At 65.4% G+C, this 15,700-nt stretch carries 14 protein-coding genes and 2 pseudogenes; 6 read left to right on the top strand and 10 right to left on the bottom strand.

The genetic code is table 11. The features are described 5' to 3' along the window. Positions 1-3: 3 nt before the first annotated feature. From dmpG to Q9R13_RS04865, 4 genes and pseudogenes are all read right to left on the bottom strand, one after another. Positions 4-759: a 4-hydroxy-2-oxovalerate aldolase gene (gene dmpG / locus Q9R13_RS04850; protein WP_310963961.1), complete on the bottom strand. Its 756-nt coding sequence runs from the start codon at positions 757-759 to the stop codon at positions 4-6. Next, positions 726-1,010 (bottom strand): hypothetical protein, encoded by a 285-nt coding sequence (locus Q9R13_RS20345; RefSeq protein WP_310963962.1) that lies wholly within the window; start codon positions 1,008-1,010, stop codon positions 726-728. The genes dmpG and Q9R13_RS20345 overlap by 34 nt, the downstream gene beginning before the upstream one ends. Continuing rightward, positions 1,010-1,468 (bottom strand): hypothetical protein, encoded by a 459-nt coding sequence (locus Q9R13_RS04860; protein WP_310965037.1) that lies wholly within the window; start codon positions 1,466-1,468, stop codon positions 1,010-1,012. Before Q9R13_RS04860 ends, Q9R13_RS20345 begins: the two co-directional genes overlap by 1 nt. 13 nt (positions 1,469-1,481) lie before the next feature. Next, positions 1,482-2,464, bottom strand: a pseudogene (locus Q9R13_RS04865) (ISL3 family transposase); the annotation flags it as partial. A gap of 831 nt (positions 2,465-3,295) precedes the next feature. Between Q9R13_RS04865 and Q9R13_RS04870 the strand changes: the two are divergent. After that, positions 3,296-3,739 (top strand): annotated as a pseudogene (locus tag Q9R13_RS04870) (IS1380 family transposase); the annotation flags it as partial. Between the two features lie 109 nt (positions 3,740-3,848). Here the strand turns inward: Q9R13_RS04870 and Q9R13_RS04880 are convergent. Next, a complete protein-coding gene (locus Q9R13_RS04880) occupies positions 3,849-4,271 on the bottom strand; it encodes a hypothetical protein (RefSeq protein ID WP_310965149.1) in 423 nt (140 codons plus the stop codon). A gap of 85 nt (positions 4,272-4,356) precedes the next feature. Here Q9R13_RS04880 and Q9R13_RS04885 point away from each other — a divergent pair, with 85 nt between their 5' ends. From Q9R13_RS04885 to Q9R13_RS04895, 3 genes are all read left to right on the top strand, one after another. Then, positions 4,357-4,485 (top strand): DUF6112 family protein, encoded by a 129-nt coding sequence (locus Q9R13_RS04885; protein WP_310963963.1) that lies wholly within the window; start codon positions 4,357-4,359, stop codon positions 4,483-4,485. Positions 4,486-4,759: 274 nt separating this feature from the next. Next, positions 4,760-5,746: a helix-hairpin-helix domain-containing protein gene (locus Q9R13_RS04890; protein ID WP_310963964.1), complete on the top strand. Its 987-nt coding sequence runs from the start codon at positions 4,760-4,762 to the stop codon at positions 5,744-5,746. A 316-nt stretch (positions 5,747-6,062) separates the two neighbouring features. Further along, positions 6,063-6,617 carry an IS110 family transposase gene (locus Q9R13_RS04895; RefSeq protein WP_310963965.1) on the top strand — a complete coding sequence of 185 codons (555 nt, stop codon included), beginning with the start codon at positions 6,063-6,065 and terminating at the stop codon, positions 6,615-6,617. A gap of 215 nt (positions 6,618-6,832) precedes the next feature. On the opposite strand, the gene istB is transcribed toward Q9R13_RS04895, so the two are convergent. From istB to Q9R13_RS04910, 3 genes are read right to left on the bottom strand one after another with little or no spacing between them, the layout of a single operon-like run. Next, positions 6,833-7,651 (bottom strand): IS21-like element helper ATPase IstB, encoded by an 819-nt coding sequence (istB, locus tag Q9R13_RS04900; protein WP_310963966.1) that lies wholly within the window; start codon positions 7,649-7,651, stop codon positions 6,833-6,835. After that, entirely contained in the window at positions 7,651-9,183 is a 1,533-nt protein-coding gene (istA, locus tag Q9R13_RS04905; protein WP_310965038.1) for an IS21 family transposase, read from the bottom strand. Before istA ends, istB begins: the two co-directional genes overlap by 1 nt. 7 nt (positions 9,184-9,190) lie before the next feature. Then, positions 9,191-10,489 carry an ISL3 family transposase gene (locus tag Q9R13_RS04910; protein WP_310963967.1) on the bottom strand — a complete coding sequence of 433 codons (1,299 nt, stop codon included), beginning with the start codon at positions 10,487-10,489 and terminating at the stop codon, positions 9,191-9,193. 796 nt (positions 10,490-11,285) lie between these two features. Here Q9R13_RS04910 and Q9R13_RS04915 point away from each other — a divergent pair. Together Q9R13_RS04915 and Q9R13_RS04920 are read left to right on the top strand one after the other, a co-directional pair. Beyond that, on the top strand, positions 11,286-11,561 hold the full coding sequence (locus Q9R13_RS04915; protein WP_082563595.1) for a helix-turn-helix transcriptional regulator: 276 nt from the start codon (positions 11,286-11,288) through the stop codon (positions 11,559-11,561). A 96-nt stretch (positions 11,562-11,657) separates the two neighbouring features. Next, complete coding sequence (locus Q9R13_RS04920; protein WP_235532521.1) at positions 11,658-12,851, top strand: tyrosine-type recombinase/integrase; 1,194 nt, start codon at positions 11,658-11,660, stop codon at positions 12,849-12,851. 119 nt (positions 12,852-12,970) lie between these two features. On the opposite strand, the gene Q9R13_RS04925 is transcribed toward Q9R13_RS04920, so the two are convergent. Both Q9R13_RS04925 and Q9R13_RS04930 read right to left on the bottom strand, forming a co-directional pair. Continuing rightward, positions 12,971-14,194 (bottom strand): hypothetical protein, encoded by a 1,224-nt coding sequence (locus tag Q9R13_RS04925; RefSeq protein ID WP_056678525.1) that lies wholly within the window; start codon positions 14,192-14,194, stop codon positions 12,971-12,973. Beyond that, complete coding sequence (locus tag Q9R13_RS04930; RefSeq protein WP_310963968.1) at positions 14,191-15,531, bottom strand: hypothetical protein; 1,341 nt, start codon at positions 15,529-15,531, stop codon at positions 14,191-14,193. Before Q9R13_RS04930 ends, Q9R13_RS04925 begins: the two co-directional genes overlap by 4 nt. Positions 15,532-15,700: the final 169 nt, after the last annotated feature.

Consider the following 15,700-nt stretch of genomic DNA (forward strand, 5'->3'; position numbering starts at 1 on the left):
TGCTCAGGACGCGGACATCGTCAGTGCGATGTCGACGATCATGTCCTCCTGGCCGCCGACAAGACTGCGGCGACCGCATTCCATGAGGATCTCGCGGACGTCGACGCCATACCGCTCCGAGGCGACCTCAGCGTGCCGGAGGAACGAGCTGTACACGCCGGCATACCCAAGGGTGAGGGTCTCCCGGTCGACGCGCACCGGACGGTCCTGAAGAGGTCGGACGACGTCGTCGGCGGCATCCTGCAGCTTGAAGAGGTCACAACGGTGCTCGAAGCCGGCGAGATTGGCCACCGCGACGAAGGCCTCGATCGGACAGTTGCCGGCACCGGCACCCTGACCGGCCAGCGAGGCGTCGACGCGGAAGACACCGTTCTCCACGGCCACCACGGAATTGGCCACCGACATCGAGAGATTCTCGTGGGCGTGGATGCCGATTTCGGTCCCCGGGTCGAGGACATCGCGGTAGGCACGGACCCGGGCGGCGACGTCGTTCATTGTCAGCCGACCGCCGGAGTCGGTGACGTAGACGCATTGCGCGCCGTACGACTCCATCAGCTTGGCCTGCTTCGCCAACTCCCCGGCAGGTGCCATGTGGGAGAGCATAAGGAAGCCCGAGACGTCCATGCCGATATCCCGTGCTGCGGCGATGTGCTGAGCCGAGATGTCCGCCTCCGTGCAGTGGGTGGCGATCCGGACCGAACGCACGCCGAGCTCGTAGGCCTTCTTCAGCTCGTGGATCGTGCCGACGCCGGGAAGCACAGTGTCGTCAGCCGCGCCTTCTTCAGCACCGACGCAGCGGCCTCGATCCACACCCAGGCGGTGTGCGATCCCGGGCCGTAGTTGACCGACGACCCAGCCAGACCGTCGCCGTGGGCGACCTCGATCGCATCCACGCCCGCGTCGTCGAGTGCCATGACGATGCGTTGCACGTCTTCCGGGGTGATCCGGTGGCGTACGGCGTGCACGCCATCGCGCAAAGTGACGTCCTGGACGAAGATCGGAGTGCTCATCAGACGGCCTTTCCGGCTGCGATACGTTCCGCGACCTGGATGCCGGCGGAGGTCATGATGTCGAGGTTCCCGGCATAAGCCGGCAGGTAGTGGGCGGCTCCCTCGACCTCGAGGAAGACCGACACCTGGTGGGTCGGTCGGCTGCTGCCGTCGACGAGCAAGGTCTCTACTGGCTGGTCCGCGGCGATCTCGGTGATCTGCACCTTCTGCTTGAGCCGGTAGCCGGGCACGTACGCCGCCACGTCGGCCACCATTTTCTCTACGGAGGACACGATCTGCTCGTGCAATGCGGGATCGGCCGCATTGACCAGGCAGAACACCGTGTCGCGCATGATCAACGGCGGCTCGGCCGGGTTGAGAATGATGATCGCCTTGCCCCGCTTGGCTCCGCCGACCTCCACGATCGCCGCCGACGTGGTCTCGGTGAACTCGTCGATATTGGGGCTCTCCTGACTGATCTGTGGGTCAGTGCCGGCCCGGGAGGGCGGGTCGGTGCCCGCCGAGGGTGAGCATCGCCAGCGCGATCAACGCCTCGGCGGAGTGGAACCCGAACGCCATCCTGGTCAGCAGCCGGATCTTGGTGTTGGTCGACTCGATCAGCCCGTTGGACAGGTTGTGCTCGATCGCGGCGAGGATCCGGGAGCGGTGTTTGACGATGCTCTTCTGCAGCTTCACGAACGCCGAGATCCGGCAGCGTCGCGCCCAGGCGATCCACCGGTCCAGGGCCTCGGCGGCCGCGACGTGGGGTAGCTGGAAGACCACCCGCAGGCCTTCCTTGAGCAGGTAGGCGCGATACAGCCGTGGGTCGGTCGCCGCGATCCAGGCCAGTTTGGTCTGCTGGTTCTCGGTGAGGTCCTCGGGGTTCTTCCACAACGAGTAGCGGGCGCCCTTCAGGGACCTGGCCCGTTCGCTGGCCGGGCGCGGGGGTGCGTCGGCACGAGGACGTCCACGCGGTCGTTTGGGTTCGGTTCTGGCCTGCTTGCGGGCCTCGTTCCATGCCTCGCGGCGGACCTCATCGAGCGCCTCGGTGGCCCACTTCACCACGTGGAACGGATCGGCCACCCGGACCGCGTTCGGGCACCGTTCGGCGACGATGGTGTCGATGAAGTCGGCCCCGTCGGCGCTCACGTGGGTGATCTGCTGGCAGCGTTCTTCGCCGAGGAGATCGAAGAACTGCCCCACGGCAGCGCTGTTGCGTCCCGGCGCCGCCCACACCAGTCGCCGCTGGTCGTGATCAACCACGACCATCAAATACTTGTGCCCGCGCTTGTAGCTGATCTCGTCGATCCCGATCCGCCGCAGCGATCGTGCTGGATCTCGATGTCGGCCCAGACCCGGGAGATGATCGAGCCCACGGTGCGCCAGGCGATCCGCATCAGCTCGACCACGCATGACTTCGAGGCCTGGGTCGCCAGCCAGGCCACCTGGTCGCCGCGGGTGGCCTGCCGGGCCCATGCGCCTTTTCGCGGAGAGACGCGCTCGGAGCCATGATGACCTCATGAAGGACACATGGACGCTTGAGGAGCTCTTCGACCAGCTCGACGGGTTCGAAGAGGCTGCCCGTGCAGCCGGACTTGCCGAGAACTCAGTTCGCACCTACGTGGACAGATCGCGATTCTTTGTCCGATGGCTGGCCGGCGACTTCGCCTTCCGAGGACCAAACCGCTAACCCTTGCGTCGACGCCAACCGAGGCCCATGAAGGGCAGGCGCGGCGCCACGTGTCCCTTCGCGGCGGAAAACGCACCCGGCGTTTCCGGTATGGAGAGGGCTCGGACGTCGGGGAGCGGCCGGATCCGCACGACACGACGCCGCCTTTCGATGGCAAGGTGGTGGGCATGCCGACCAAGGTTTCCCAGTTACAGATGAGCATTGTGGACGAGTACGCCGCTGATCTTGGCCTCGAAGCCAAGCCGGCATATATCTCAGGCGCTCCCATAAGACCTCTCCCGCCTTTGGACGTCGGCACCGACTCGGTAATGATCGTGGGGGCCTATCCGTCAGTACGTTTTGGGGTCATCTCAGGCATCCGCGACGTTCCCATCGGCGATAACACGGGCCCGTTCGAGCCCCGAGCGCTACTTCGATGGCAGCGCGTTCGAAGCCAGGCTTCTGCAGACGAGCTGCGGGACTTGTCCTTCGATCCCCCTGGTCTGGACCGAGCTAAACCTCGATCCCCCGACGGGTTATCGGGGTGAGCGCGTCGTGAAGTGCGAATGCCCTTACGTGCTGGGCAATCTGTCTTCTCTAGGGACCGATTTCCACCATCACGAAGGGCATCTCGTAGGTGCAACTTCGCCACACGTCTCGGGCGACCCCAGCGGTCTTCGGTGATCCGAATCTCGTGTCTTCGGCCGGGCTGGTCCCGGTGATCGCGTTGTCCCGGTCAGCGGGACTTGCCGAGCTGGCTGCCACGCGTCTGACCGTGCCGACCGACAAAGGCTCGAACGCCGGGCTGAAGGTGACATCGCCGGCCGCTGGGATGGTCGCCGGCGCGGACTCCATCGATGACATGGGCCTGCTTTGTCACGGCGGGATGGCCGCGTTCGCGAACGCCTACTTGCCCTCGACGCTGTGCTCATTCCTCCGGACGTTCACCTTCGGCCACGTACGTCACCTCGACGCGGTCTCTTCCAGGTTCCTGACCCGCCTGGCCGCCCAGGCGCTGATCGCTGCATCCTTCGGCGAGCGGGTGATGGTCGACATCGAACGACACCATCACAACGATCAACCCGGAACGACCTGGCAGCAAGGCCAGCCGGACAGCCACGCCCACTCCAGCCGCAATCCGCCATCAGCGAAGCCGCCGACTCAGGCCCGGCTCATCGGTGGATCGAGGCTTAGCGGTGGCCCTCGCCCAACGTGTAGCCGTTGCCGCTGGATGAGGCAACGGACTGATACTCAAATTCGTATGCCTGTCCGTGCGGATCGACGAACCGGAAGCGGTACGGCTCGTCCACCAGGTAGATCCAATGCGAGACGTCCCACGCGACCATGAACGGAGGGTGAGCCGGAGCGCCAGGGCTGGCGTTGGGGAATACTCGAGCGGCGACGCTTGGATCCCCGCTTCGAAGGTCGTGCCAGATGGAAAGGTCGGGCGTGCTCCAGTTGAGGTAGCTATCACCGATCATGGCATCGAGCCGGAGCCATCTGCCGGCTCGGTCGTCGTCGACTTCGAGGAACCATCCAGGCGCCTCCTGATCGGTCGATGCGAGCATGAACACGTCGGAGTACGCAGTGCGCACAAAGACGGTGAAGCTCATGCGCGATGTCTATCGGTTTCTACCGACATGTCAAACTGCCAGGGTTCGGGCTTCTGGGCCGACACGTCGGGCGCACCTCCTGGGCATGAGACTCGCACCCGGCCTCTTGTCCACCGTCGGCCCCGACTTCGGCACGGTCGGCGGATCGGGTGCCCTGCGTCCGATCGTCGGCGCACTCCTGACCTACGGACTGCCCATCGCCGTACTGATTTGATCGTCTGCTCCGCGACATGGGCACTCGCATCCCATTCCGGCAGTTGGCACGGGGCAGAAGGCCAAGACCGGGCTCTTCGTCGCTCTCAGCGGCGCCGAGCTCACCGGCGTCGCGCTGACGTGAGCGAACTGGATACTGGGCAATCACGGCGGCACCCGAATTTGCGCTTGGGAGGTCGAAGGGCCGTGTTCTAGATATGGTCAGAGGTGGTCGGCTCAGCTCAGTACGTCTGGGTGACCCCCTGTACATGCGGCGGTACCGATAGGCGACGGAGGTGCTCGTGGGATTCCGCGATTGGGCCTGGCGCTACGGCCAGCAGGGCCGCGCTTGGCAGGCTTACGAGCTCGGGGGCACTAGGTACAAGACTGCATTGGACGTGACCACGGCGGATTATCGGCAGACCATCGCGGCGATTGAGGATGCTGGTTGGTGTTTTGAAGAGAGAGTCGACCACTCGCCGATCAGGACGACAACGGTCAATCCCAAGCCTGACGGTGGGCATGAGGTCATCAAGGCGACCAAGCAGCAGGCAACCTTCTACTTCACGCGGGCCGAATCTGCTCGGATTGCGCCAGAAGTCGAAGCGGCGAGGCGTCAGCGACGGGAGAGGCCTCAGCGAGACGGCGAGACCCCCGAAGAGTCAGCCATGGCTCCCCGGAAGATCCGAAAATATCTGGGCGCGCGGTCACATCGATATCGTGTGCTTGCTGCCAGCGTACTTTTAGTTCCTGGTCTGATTCTGATGACTCTCTTCTTCACATATACGAAGAAGACCACCGAGTCAGGCCACCTGTGGTGGAAGAAGACGACCACCGCTAACGTCACGGTTGGCGAGAAGCTGCCGCTATTGATCATCGGCCTGCTTCTGCTCGGTGCCGCGACGCTCTTCGCTGCATCGGCTCTCCGGCGAGTCAGACTGCAGAACGCAAATGTGGCAGCCGTTGCCAATGCAAGGTCCCTTCGCCACAGGCGAGCGGCCGCGCGCGAGTTTGCCAAGCGCGACCCCCAGATGGCTCGCGATCTCCGGATCGGGCGCCCTGACCTCCCTGGTGAATACGACGACGGCGGCCTCATCGACGTCAATATCGCGCCTGCTGAGGTCCTCGTTGTGTACCTGGGGCTGGACCGCACAGACGCCGCACAAATCGCGAACGCGCGAAAAGACGTAGGCAGATTCGAGAGCGACGCCGAGCTGGTGACTCTCGCGGGACTAGACCCAACCGCCCTCGACCAAATTCGCGGCCGAATCATCCTGCTATGACATCGCACCTCTAGGTCTGCGCTGGGCCCTCCTACTGCCTGCCCAGAACTGGGAGTGCCGCGGCGCACTGATCGGCGCAGTCGGGCTCGGTCCTTCCCGCGCTCGTCGGTATCGCTTACCGACTCGAGCCCATGGCGCCAAACGGCCGCGCCGGCAGCTTAGGGGGCGTTTGAGTACCGACGGGTCAAGAACGATCTCCGAGACGCCGAGGACCTCGCGGATCTGCTGCGGATGGGCCGGCTGCCCGAGACTGGATCGCGCCGCCGACCACACGGGAGCTGCGGGGCTGGTCCGGCACCGGGCGAAGCTAGTGGGGTTGCGTTCCCACTGCAAGGCCGAGGTGCACGCGGTGGTGGCCAAGCGCGGGATCCAGGTCGTGGTCTCGGACCTGCTCGGTATCGAGGGCAACGCCCTTCTGGACCGGCCGCGGGTGCCCGCTCCGTATGCGGCGCGGATCGCGTCACTGCGGCGGCTGATCGAGGACCTGGAGTTCGAGATCGAGGTGTTCACCAACTTGGTCCAAGGGCGCCTGCGCGCCGATCCGGGGTATGTCGCGGTGCGGCAGATCCCTGGCATCGGGCGGGTCCTGGCGGCGGTCTTCGTCGCCGAGGTCGGTGAGGTCTCGCGGTTCACCACAGCCCCGCAGTCGGCCTGCTGGGCGGGGCTGACTCCCAAACACCACGAGTCCGACACCCACGTCCACCGGGGCCGGATCACCAAACAAGGCTCTCGACTGGTCCGCTGGGCTGCGGTGGAGTCGGTCAAACGCATCGGCCCACACTGCAAGGTCGCGCAGCTGCGCGACCGGGTCGCTGAGCGTCGAGGCGCGAACATCGGCGCGGTCGCCGCGGCGCGGTTCAGATCAAACTAGCCGCTGACGCGAAGATTCATCGCCAGCGGCACTCGTCGTGTCGGTATCTCTCTGCGGGCGCCACCGATTCAAAGCGCACCCAAAGTGCGCCGTCGAAGAAGGCGGCTCGGAGGTTGTCAACGGACAGCGGGACTTCCCTGTGGGCGGTCAGGTGATCTCCTTGCTGGCGGACAGTTGATATCCCTGTCCACGGACAACTGATCTCCCTGCGTTGGTTAGGTCAGAGGCACCACTCCTCGTCCGGCGGTGGCTTCGGAGAGGCGCAGTGAGGTGCCCTCGGTGAGCACGACGTGTGCGTGGTGGAGCAGCCTGTCGACGGTGGCTGTGGCCAGAGTCTTGGGCATGATCGTGTCGAACCCGGAGGGGTGCAGGTTGCTGGTGACGGCGATGGAGCGGCGTTCGTAGGCAGCGTCGACGACGCGGTAGAACGCCTCGCCGGCTGCTTGGCCAGCGGGGAGCATGCCGATGTCATCAATCACGATGAGCTCGGCCCTGGTGATCCGGGCGATGGTCTTGGCGACGGATCCATCGACGCTCGCGCGACCGATCGCTGTGGTCAGCGATTCGAGGCTGAACCAGGAGACGCGCATGCCCTCGTCGATGACCTTGTGGGCCAGGGCTTCAACGAAGTGCGTCTTCCCGGTGCCGCTGGGGCCAGCGACGGCGAGGTTCTCGGCCCGGCCGACCCATTCCAGGGTGGCGAGGCCGGTCTGGGTGCCGGGTGGGATGGAGGAGTCGGTCTCGCGCCAGGACTCGAACGTCTTCCCGGCGGGCAGGCCGGCGGCTTTGCGTCGCATCCTCCTGGTGGCGTCATCACGGCCGCGGATCTCCTCGGTGATCAGGACCCGCAGGACCTCGGCGGGGTCCCAGCGTTGCGCCCGTGCGGTGGCCAACACTTCGGGTGCGACGTTGCGAAGGTAGGGCAACCGCATCCGTTTCAAGACCGCGAGGAGTTCCTCGGGCAGCTCCGGCGCCGAGGCCGACTGGGTGCTGAGGGCGGTCGACCGGGGACCTCGCGTGGTCGGCGTGGTCATCACTGTTCCTCTTCTAGACCCTCTGGGCGGGCACCGAAGGTTGCCCAGCCGCTGGTGCCGGGTTGGACCGAGTGAGCGTCGTCGGCGACGACCATGCTGGCGATCGAGGCACCGTTCGCGCGGTGGGTCACGATCGCGAGGAGGTCGCCCTCGGCGAACCGGCCGGCTGCGGCAGCAACACCCAACGCAGCGTCGACCGGTCCGGTCCCGACCAGGGCGGCGAGCTCGAGCGCGGCGGTCATCTTCGACCGAACGCGTTGCGCACCCACGGCTGCAGCTTCGATCAGCCACGAGTGCGCGCCCGGTCCCAACCCGAGGAACGCTTTCTCCTGGTCACTGCGGCCCTTCGGCTGCGGTGGCTTCGGGGACCCGTCGGGCTGTTGGGGATGGTCGGGATAGTGGGACAGGTCGATCCGCGGGTTCCCCGGCGTCGAGAGCCGGTGCCGGGCGACTTCGGTGAGCCCTGCCTGGAGGTTGGCAGTGATGACGAGCTCGTCGCCGTCGGCACGGACCCAGACCTCACGACCCACCAGGCCCGACGGGGTGGAGTAGCGCACCGACCCGAACCGAATTGTCTGGTCGGTGTTGACCATGCGGGTCTCACCGAGCGCTGCGGTGAATGGTGCCACCGGTATCGGATGCAACCGTGCCTGCTCGATGACCAGCGCCTCGGCCGGGATGCGTGCGGTCTCACGGTGGATCCGGTTGTTGACCTTGACGCAGAACGCCTCACACGCCTCGTCCAGTTCGGCGAACGAGTTGTAGCCGGTCAGCAGGTTCGCCTTGGTCGGGACCAGGTCTGCCTTCGCGATCCGCACGGTGGCTTCGGACCCACCCTTGGACTCAGGGTCGAACGGGACACAGGTATGGATCGTCAGCCCGTAGTGGCGGCCCGCGGCCACGGTCATCGGATGCCGGACCGGAACCCGGGCGATGTGCTCGACCGTCACGGTCTTCTCGTTGTCGGTCAACGCATACGTCGGCGCCCCACCCACCCTGCGCAAGGTGGTGTCCAGACACGTCAGCAGGGTCTCGAGTTTGCGGTCCCAGGTCGGCAGGACGACCCGGAATCGCGACCAGGCCAACCACGCGCAGAACAGCAGCGTCTGCCGTGGTCGACCATCAGGACCGAAGACGACCGGCCCGTGGCCCCAGTCGAACTGCAACCACAAACCAGGCTCGGTGATCCAGGGCCGGTACTGACGGCGGTGCCCGTTGCGCCAGGCCTGCTTGGCGTTCGCGACCGCGCGCCGGGTGGTCCGCTCGTCGCCGGTGAATCCCATCGCGGCCAGCCGCTCGTGCAGCACATCGGCACGGACCGTGCCCTCGGACTGCTCGACCAGTTCCTCGATCTTCGGCAGGAACGGGTCGATCAACTTCGGACGCTGCACCGGCGCATCGACCGGCTCACCAGCATCACGCTTGGCGACATACCGGCGCACGGTCTTGGGGTCTACCCCCGCCAACAGCGCCGCCGAGTGCGCACACCCGGTGGCATCAAACGCTTCCAGAATCTGGCTCTCCTGACTGATCTGTGGGTCAGTGCCGGCCCGGGAGGGCGGGTCGGTGCCCGCCGAGGGTGAGCATCGCCAGCGCGATCAACGCCTCGGCGGAGTGGAACCCGAACGCCATCCTGGTCAGCAGCCGGATCTTGGTGTTGGTCGACTCGATCAGCCCGTTGGACAGGTTGTGCTCGATCGCGGCGAGGATCCGGGAGCGGTGTTTGACGATGCTCTTCTGCAGCTTCACGAACGCCAAGATCCGGCAGCGTCGCGCCCAGGCGATCCACCGGTCCAGGGCCTCGGCGGCCGCGACGTGGGGTAGCTGGAAGACCACCCGCAGGCCTTCCTTGAGCAGGTAGGCGCGATACAGCCGTGGGTCGGTCGCCGCGATCCAGGCCAGTTTGGTCTGCTGGTCCTCGGTGAGGTCCTCGGGGTTCTTCCACAACGAGTAGCGGGCGCCCTTCAGGGACCTGGCCCGTTCGCTGGCCGGGCGCGGGGGTGCGTCGGCACGAGGACGTCCACGCGGTCGTTTGGGTTCGGTTCTGGCCTGCTTGCGGGCCTCGTTCCATGCCTCGCGGCGGACCTCATCGAGCGCCTCGGTGGCCCACTTCACCACGTGGAACGGATCGGCCACCCGGACCGCGTTCGGGCACCGTTCGGCGACGATGGTGTCGATGAAGTCGGCCCCGTCGGCGCTCACGTGGGTGATCTGCTGGCAGCGTTCTTCGCCGAGGAGATCGAAGAACTGCCCCACGGCAGCGCTGTTGCGTCCCGGCGCCGCCCACACCAGTCGCCGCTGGTCGTGATCAACCACGACCATCAAATACTTGTGCCCGCGCTTGTAGCTGATCTCGTCGATCCCGATCCGCCGCAGCCCGGCGAAGCGATCGTGCTGGATCTCGATGTCGGCCCAGACCCGGGAGATGATCGAGCCCACGGTGCGCCAGGCGATCCGCATCAGCTCGACCACGCATGACTTCGAGGCCTGGGTCGCCAGCCAGGCCACCTGGTCATCGAAGCTCAGCGTGTGGCCGGCGTCATGGCGAGCCCAGGGCACGTAGGCCACCACCACCCCATGGGCCCGGCAGGCCACCCGCGGCGCGTCGGCCTCCAACACCGCGACCATCGTTCCCAGATCCAGCGCCCGCCAACGCCTCCTGCCCGCCCCGGAGTCATAACCAGGGCTGCGTCGCCGACAACGCCCGCAGCGGCTCCGCTGCCGCTTGGTGGGCCGCACGTGGGCGACCAGCACCTGGTCGTCCTCGTCGAACTCGACCCGCTCGATCACCGTCTTCTCGACCCCAAACACAGCCCGCCATAGGCTGACATCACGCACGCCGTTCTCCTCGACATCGGTTCCTGTGCCTTCGACAGCTCAGAAACCTATGCAGGGAACGGCGTGCGCCACCCTCCGGCCCGCTCAACCACCCACGGATGCGTCAGAAGAGCCCAGAATCTCCATGATTTCCCTGTCAGACTTCTTCACAGTCCCTCCGGTGAGGCAGCTCGAGCGTGGTTAGAGACCTCGAGCGTTGCCCCGGAGGGACCTTCAATTTCGGACCGACACGACCGGCCCCGTAGTCCGTGGAAGGGAGATCAGCTGTCCGCGGAGAGGGAGATGAAGTGTCCGCCTACAGGGATCTTGGACTGTCCGCTGTCAGAGGTTCACAAGCGACAGCAAAGTGCGCACCTGGCTACCAGCCTGCGGAAAGCCAGTTCGAGCTGATCTACGACATCTAACCGGGCCGCCGGCTGCGGTCGTTCAGTAACGCTGAACAACCGCAACAAACAGCCGCTGACCTGCAGAAACGCCGCTGAGCGACCCTTTGGTCGCTCGGCGGCGTTTGCTGTTGCTAGCCGCTCGCCTGTTACAAATCCAGTACAAATCTCGGGAGCGCCACCTTCCGCCAGGCTCGTCTCTTGGCGCTCCCCGGGCGGTCCACCCTGGGGGTCTCGGCGTAACTCGGTCGCCCGAATCGTCGCCGTCGCATCGCATGAGCTGACAACCGTCGTAGCGGATGCTCGGCGAGCGCGTTGCCAGATCATTTCCACCTGCGTGATCGCTCCCGCGCGGTTGTCGGACATAGGTGCCCGTAGACCAAACGTCCGTCAACGCCGCGAGGAGGGGCTTGATGATGGCAACAAACTCGAACGTGCCGACTGCGGAACCGGGAGTCTTCGGTCCGCGGCGTCGCGGAAACGCCAGCAGCCGGTCACCCAGGCTGGTCGATGCGCAGGAACTGTGGGACATCGACGATGTCGCGTCTTACCTCGGCGTCACCAAGCAGACCATCTACTCGTGGCGGACGACAGGCTACGGTCCCGCCGGCTTCCGTGTCGGCAAGCACCTGCGCTGGCGAGCAGCAACCGTCATCAATTGGACGGTTCGACTCGAGGAGAATCAGTGATCCCGACGGGTCCTCGGCCAGACCCGGGACCGGCGATAGCGACGGGACATCCGGCAGCACGACTTGTCCCTCGATCGGATTGTGCCGAGGACAGCCATGGCCAGCGTTAGCTCTGGCAGGCCAGCCGACGACGGCAGCCCTCGTTACGTCGTCAACTACCGAGATCCCGAGGGGCGGCAACGCCGCAAGACCTTCCGACGCAAAGCCGAGGCGGTCGCGTTCCGCAACACAGTCGAGGCGGACAAACTCCGTGGAACCTATCTTGATGTCGACGCGGGCAGGATCTCGTTTCGGACGTATGCCGAGGAGTGGCTGGCAAGCCGGACGTTCAGTCCGCTGACCTACGAGGCGACCGAGCTGCGACTCAGGCTCCACGTGTTCCCGACCCTCGGACACCTCGAACTTCGCCAGATCAAGCCGTCGACGATCCAGAAACTTCTCCGGTCGATGGAGATGGCCGAAACCTATCGACGCGTCATTTTCTCAAACGTGTCCGCCATCTTCTCTGCTGCAGTCGATGACGACATGATCGCCAAGAATCCCTGCAAGGCGAGTTCAGTGACACGGCCCGCCACGTCGCGACGAAAGGTTGTGCCGTGGCCGTCAGAGTGGGTTTCCTCCATGCACGACGCGCTGCCACCGCAGTACAGGATCGCGGTGACGTTGGGTTCGGGACTTGGACTGCGTCAAGGCGAGGTTTTCGGCCTGGCAGTCGAGGATGTCGATTTCCTTCGTGGAGTTGTCGAGGTGAGGCGTCAGGTCAAGGTCTTCGGTGGCAACCGCCTGGTCTTCGGTCTGCCGAAGGGCGACAAGACCCGGACCGTCCCACTGCCCGAAAGTGTCGGGACGGAACTCAGCAGCCACCTCGCCGCCTACCCGCGGCGCAGTGTCACGCTGCCGTGGGGCGCGCCCGAGGTTGAGAGGAAGTCGAGCGCGGGGCTCATACTGACGACACGCGAACGCTCGGCCCTCAACCGCAACTACTTCAACACGCGCCTCTGGAAGCCCGCGCAGGCGCGCGTGGGCATCGAGCAGGTGCGGGATAACGGCATGCACGCCCTCCGCCATTGGTACGCATCCGTCTTGCTGGACGCCGGCGAGTCGATCCGCGCGGTTTCTGAATACCTAGGACACAGCGATCCAGGCTTCACCTTGCGGACGTACACGCACCTCATGCCCAGCAGCTCCGAGCGTACGAGGGCCGCCATCGATCAGGCATTCGCGGAAGTGCAGGATGAGAAGCCCACGGCAGTGAATGGCGATGGCATCACCGAACTCGGCGCACCCTGAGAAGATCGACACCCGCAAGCAGCGAGTAACCCTGCACAAGGTTGGTCTTCTACAGAGAAGGTCGATGACCCAACAGGTAAGACGACAATGGGACCCAGGGCCAAGAAGTTCAGCGCCAGCTAGGTCGCATCCGATCCATCGGCTGTGTCAGCCTCAGCAGCATTCGTCGCCTGACTCGCCGTCGACCTCTTGGCCGGGGTCTTCTTCGCGGCCATCGCGCCCGCGGAGGCCTTCGCTGCGCCAGCTACGGAGACCTCCGCAACCGACTCCCCCAGCAGGTAGGCGCGAGCTTGTACCCGAAACTCCGGGTCGATGCCGGTCGCGGTCACCAGGAACCCGCAGACGTCCGCGACCAACTTGGCGGCGATCTCATCGAACTCGTCACCGAACGCGTTCGAGAGCGTCATCCGCTGCCGCGCCGCGGCGAACGCGGACGCAGCCTCGGCCTGCCGGAGCGCGTTCTGCATGTGGTCAGGGCGCCGCATCAGCCGGGTGACGAGCTCCCGGAGCGTCGGGTAGTACTCAGGCAGGTGGTCGCGCTCCTTCGCGCCGTCAGGGCGTAGTGACTGCAGGAGCTGAGCGACCTGCTTCTTCTCCTTCAGCCCGGTCGCGCCGCCGTACAGATACTCCTGGAGCCCGCGGTCAGGGTCAGAAAGGAAAGCACCTCGCACGTGCTCGGTGACCTTGATGAGGGTCACCAGGTACAGCCACGCCAGGTCGAAGAACAGCGACAGGTGGTCGGGGTCCTTCGGCTTGAGGAACTTCACCGCGTCAGAGAGGTGCGCGACGAGCTGGAATGGGTTGCGGTGGTCGTCGTAAATCCAGTAGTCGAAGTCGCGGTAATCGATGAGCGGCTTCAACCGCTTGTCCAGGTTCGTGTACGCCTTCAGGTGCGCTTCTGCTGCGGCCTTGTCGAACAAGATGGCCAGCGGGCTGCCTTCGGGCACCGGCGGACCGTGCAGGGTCTGCATGTGGGCCAGGTCCGCTGAGGGGAGCACCGTGATGCGGAGCTTGTCCGACAGCTGCCTGGTCGAGTCGAGGACCTCGTGCTCGCGCACCAGCATGGCGTCGTCGGCGCCGAACAGGTCAGCGACACCGCGGACCCAGAACATCCGGGCGGTCGGCTTGTCCGACTTGCCAGACTTGCAATCAGCGATGGTCGTCGACAGCCGGTACCCCGGCGTGACGGAGACCCCGAGAACGTCTAGGTCGGTGAACGTCTCTGCCGGCCCTCCGTCAGCACGCTCGTGACCACGCAGCACCACGTCGAGTCGGGTCGAGAAACCCATCGACCACAGGAGCGACCGGACGCCTACCTTCAGGCCCAGATCGAGCTCGCTCACAGAGACCTCGTTCCCATCGCCGCCTCGAAGATCTTGTCGAACTGCTTCGCCGAAGGCTGCACACTCTTCCGGAGCCGATGCACGGTCTGCATCGGCGCCACGTACGACCGGTCCGACGCCAGCGTTTCCCGCGCCAGCGCGTCATCGACCCGGTGCTCGACCAGCTCACCGTGCGTCAGCAGCTCCCGCGCAAGCTTCAGCACCTCCCGGTTGTCGGCGGTGTCGATGAACCGAGGAGTCACCCACCGACCGCCAGGCAATGTGTCCGGAGCGAACTCGATGAGGCGGGCGTTCCGCATCAATTCATACTGCCGCTTGTGACCGCTGTGCGGCGCCAAGAACCCCCGGTTCGGGTCCAGCAACTTGTCGATGACGTTGATGAGCCCGGCTGCATCCAGACTCGAATACCCACCGAACGACTCCGCGCACCGCAGACACGCGATGACCGCGAGCGCCTTGTCCAGAACGGGCTTGCGGGCGGTCAGGAGCTTCCTATCCGCGATGTATGGCAGCGCAGCGAACGGCTGCGCACCCCCACCAGGAACGGTCACGGCCGGCGCCATGATGAGGCCCTTCGCAACCGCGTCGGTCAGCAGCGGGTGCGTGGTCGGAGAGATGGCCAGCCCCTGCTTCGCCCGGACCGCGGCGAACTCCTCCGCGAGCTGATCACCACCGTGACTGTTCACGAGCTCTCCGAGCAGGGCCGGGTTCTCGAACCCGAAGAATGGCGAGTACACGATGTCGCCGTCGATGGCCTGCACTTTTTGCATCAGCCCGGAGTCCATGGCCAACTGCACGATCAGCGGGACATCGGCGTGGTCCAGCGCGAAGGTCGACTCGAGCTCCTCCAGCGGCACCGGGGCCTCGGACAGCCCGTCGACAACCACCAGGAGCTGCTTCTCTAGTTCGGTCGGGTTGCGGTCCTGCCACACCTCCCCGAGCCGCGTGTACAGATCGTCGTAGTAGGGGACGTTCTCGGTGAAGGTCTGGATCTTGCCGCCCGAGCGCTGGATACCGCTTACGAACCCGGCGTCGCCCAGGAGCGTGACCACTTCGTTGAACGCCAGCATGTCAACATCAAGCTGGCTGGCCGCGATCGACATCAGCGCCTGCGCGTCCTTGATGACGTCGTTGCCGCGGATGAGGCCCGCGACGGTCGCCGCCATCCCGACGATCCGGGTGTCAACCAGCGGCTGCAGCACCGGCGAGTTCGGGTCGACGTTCCGCACGCCGGAGTGCACGTCCTGGCAACGCAAACCCTCGTCGAAGTTGTCCATCGCCCTGTCCCCGTAGTTCTTCATGTTCGCGCGCGGCAACGGCAACCACACGGACCACACGCGCTTCCTTCGGCGATTCTTCCAGCGCCCACGTTCGATCGCCTAAGCCCGGATCCACCGCTCGATGAGGGGTTCCCGCGTGCCGTGAACGTGCAGATGCCCTTTGTGCGTTGAGGATTGGTCTTGCGACAGAACGATCCTTGACCGCACGAAAGGGCATCTGACAGGT

It is taken from the genome of Nocardioides marmorisolisilvae (assembly GCF_031656915.1).
Classification (GTDB): domain Bacteria; phylum Actinomycetota; class Actinomycetes; order Propionibacteriales; family Nocardioidaceae; genus Marmoricola; species Marmoricola terrisoli.

Excerpts from the sequence above, each read along its gene's own strand:
- Q9R13_RS20345 (WP_310963962.1), bottom strand. The coding sequence starts at position 1,010 with ATGAGCACTCCGATCTTCGTCCAGGACGTCACTTTGCGCGATGGCGTG.
- Q9R13_RS04880 (WP_310965149.1), bottom strand. The coding sequence starts at position 4,271 with ATGAGCTTCACCGTCTTTGTGCGCACTGCGTACTCCGACGTGTTCATG.
- Q9R13_RS04885 (WP_310963963.1), top strand. The coding sequence starts at position 4,357 with ATGAGACTCGCACCCGGCCTCTTGTCCACCGTCGGCCCCGACTTCGGC.
- istB (WP_310963966.1), bottom strand. The coding sequence starts at position 7,651 with ATGACCACGCCGACCACGCGAGGTCCCCGGTCGACCGCCCTCAGCACC.
- Q9R13_RS04915 (WP_082563595.1), top strand. The coding sequence starts at position 11,286 with ATGATGGCAACAAACTCGAACGTGCCGACTGCGGAACCGGGAGTCTTC.
- Q9R13_RS04920 (WP_235532521.1), top strand. The coding sequence starts at position 11,658 with ATGGCCAGCGTTAGCTCTGGCAGGCCAGCCGACGACGGCAGCCCTCGT.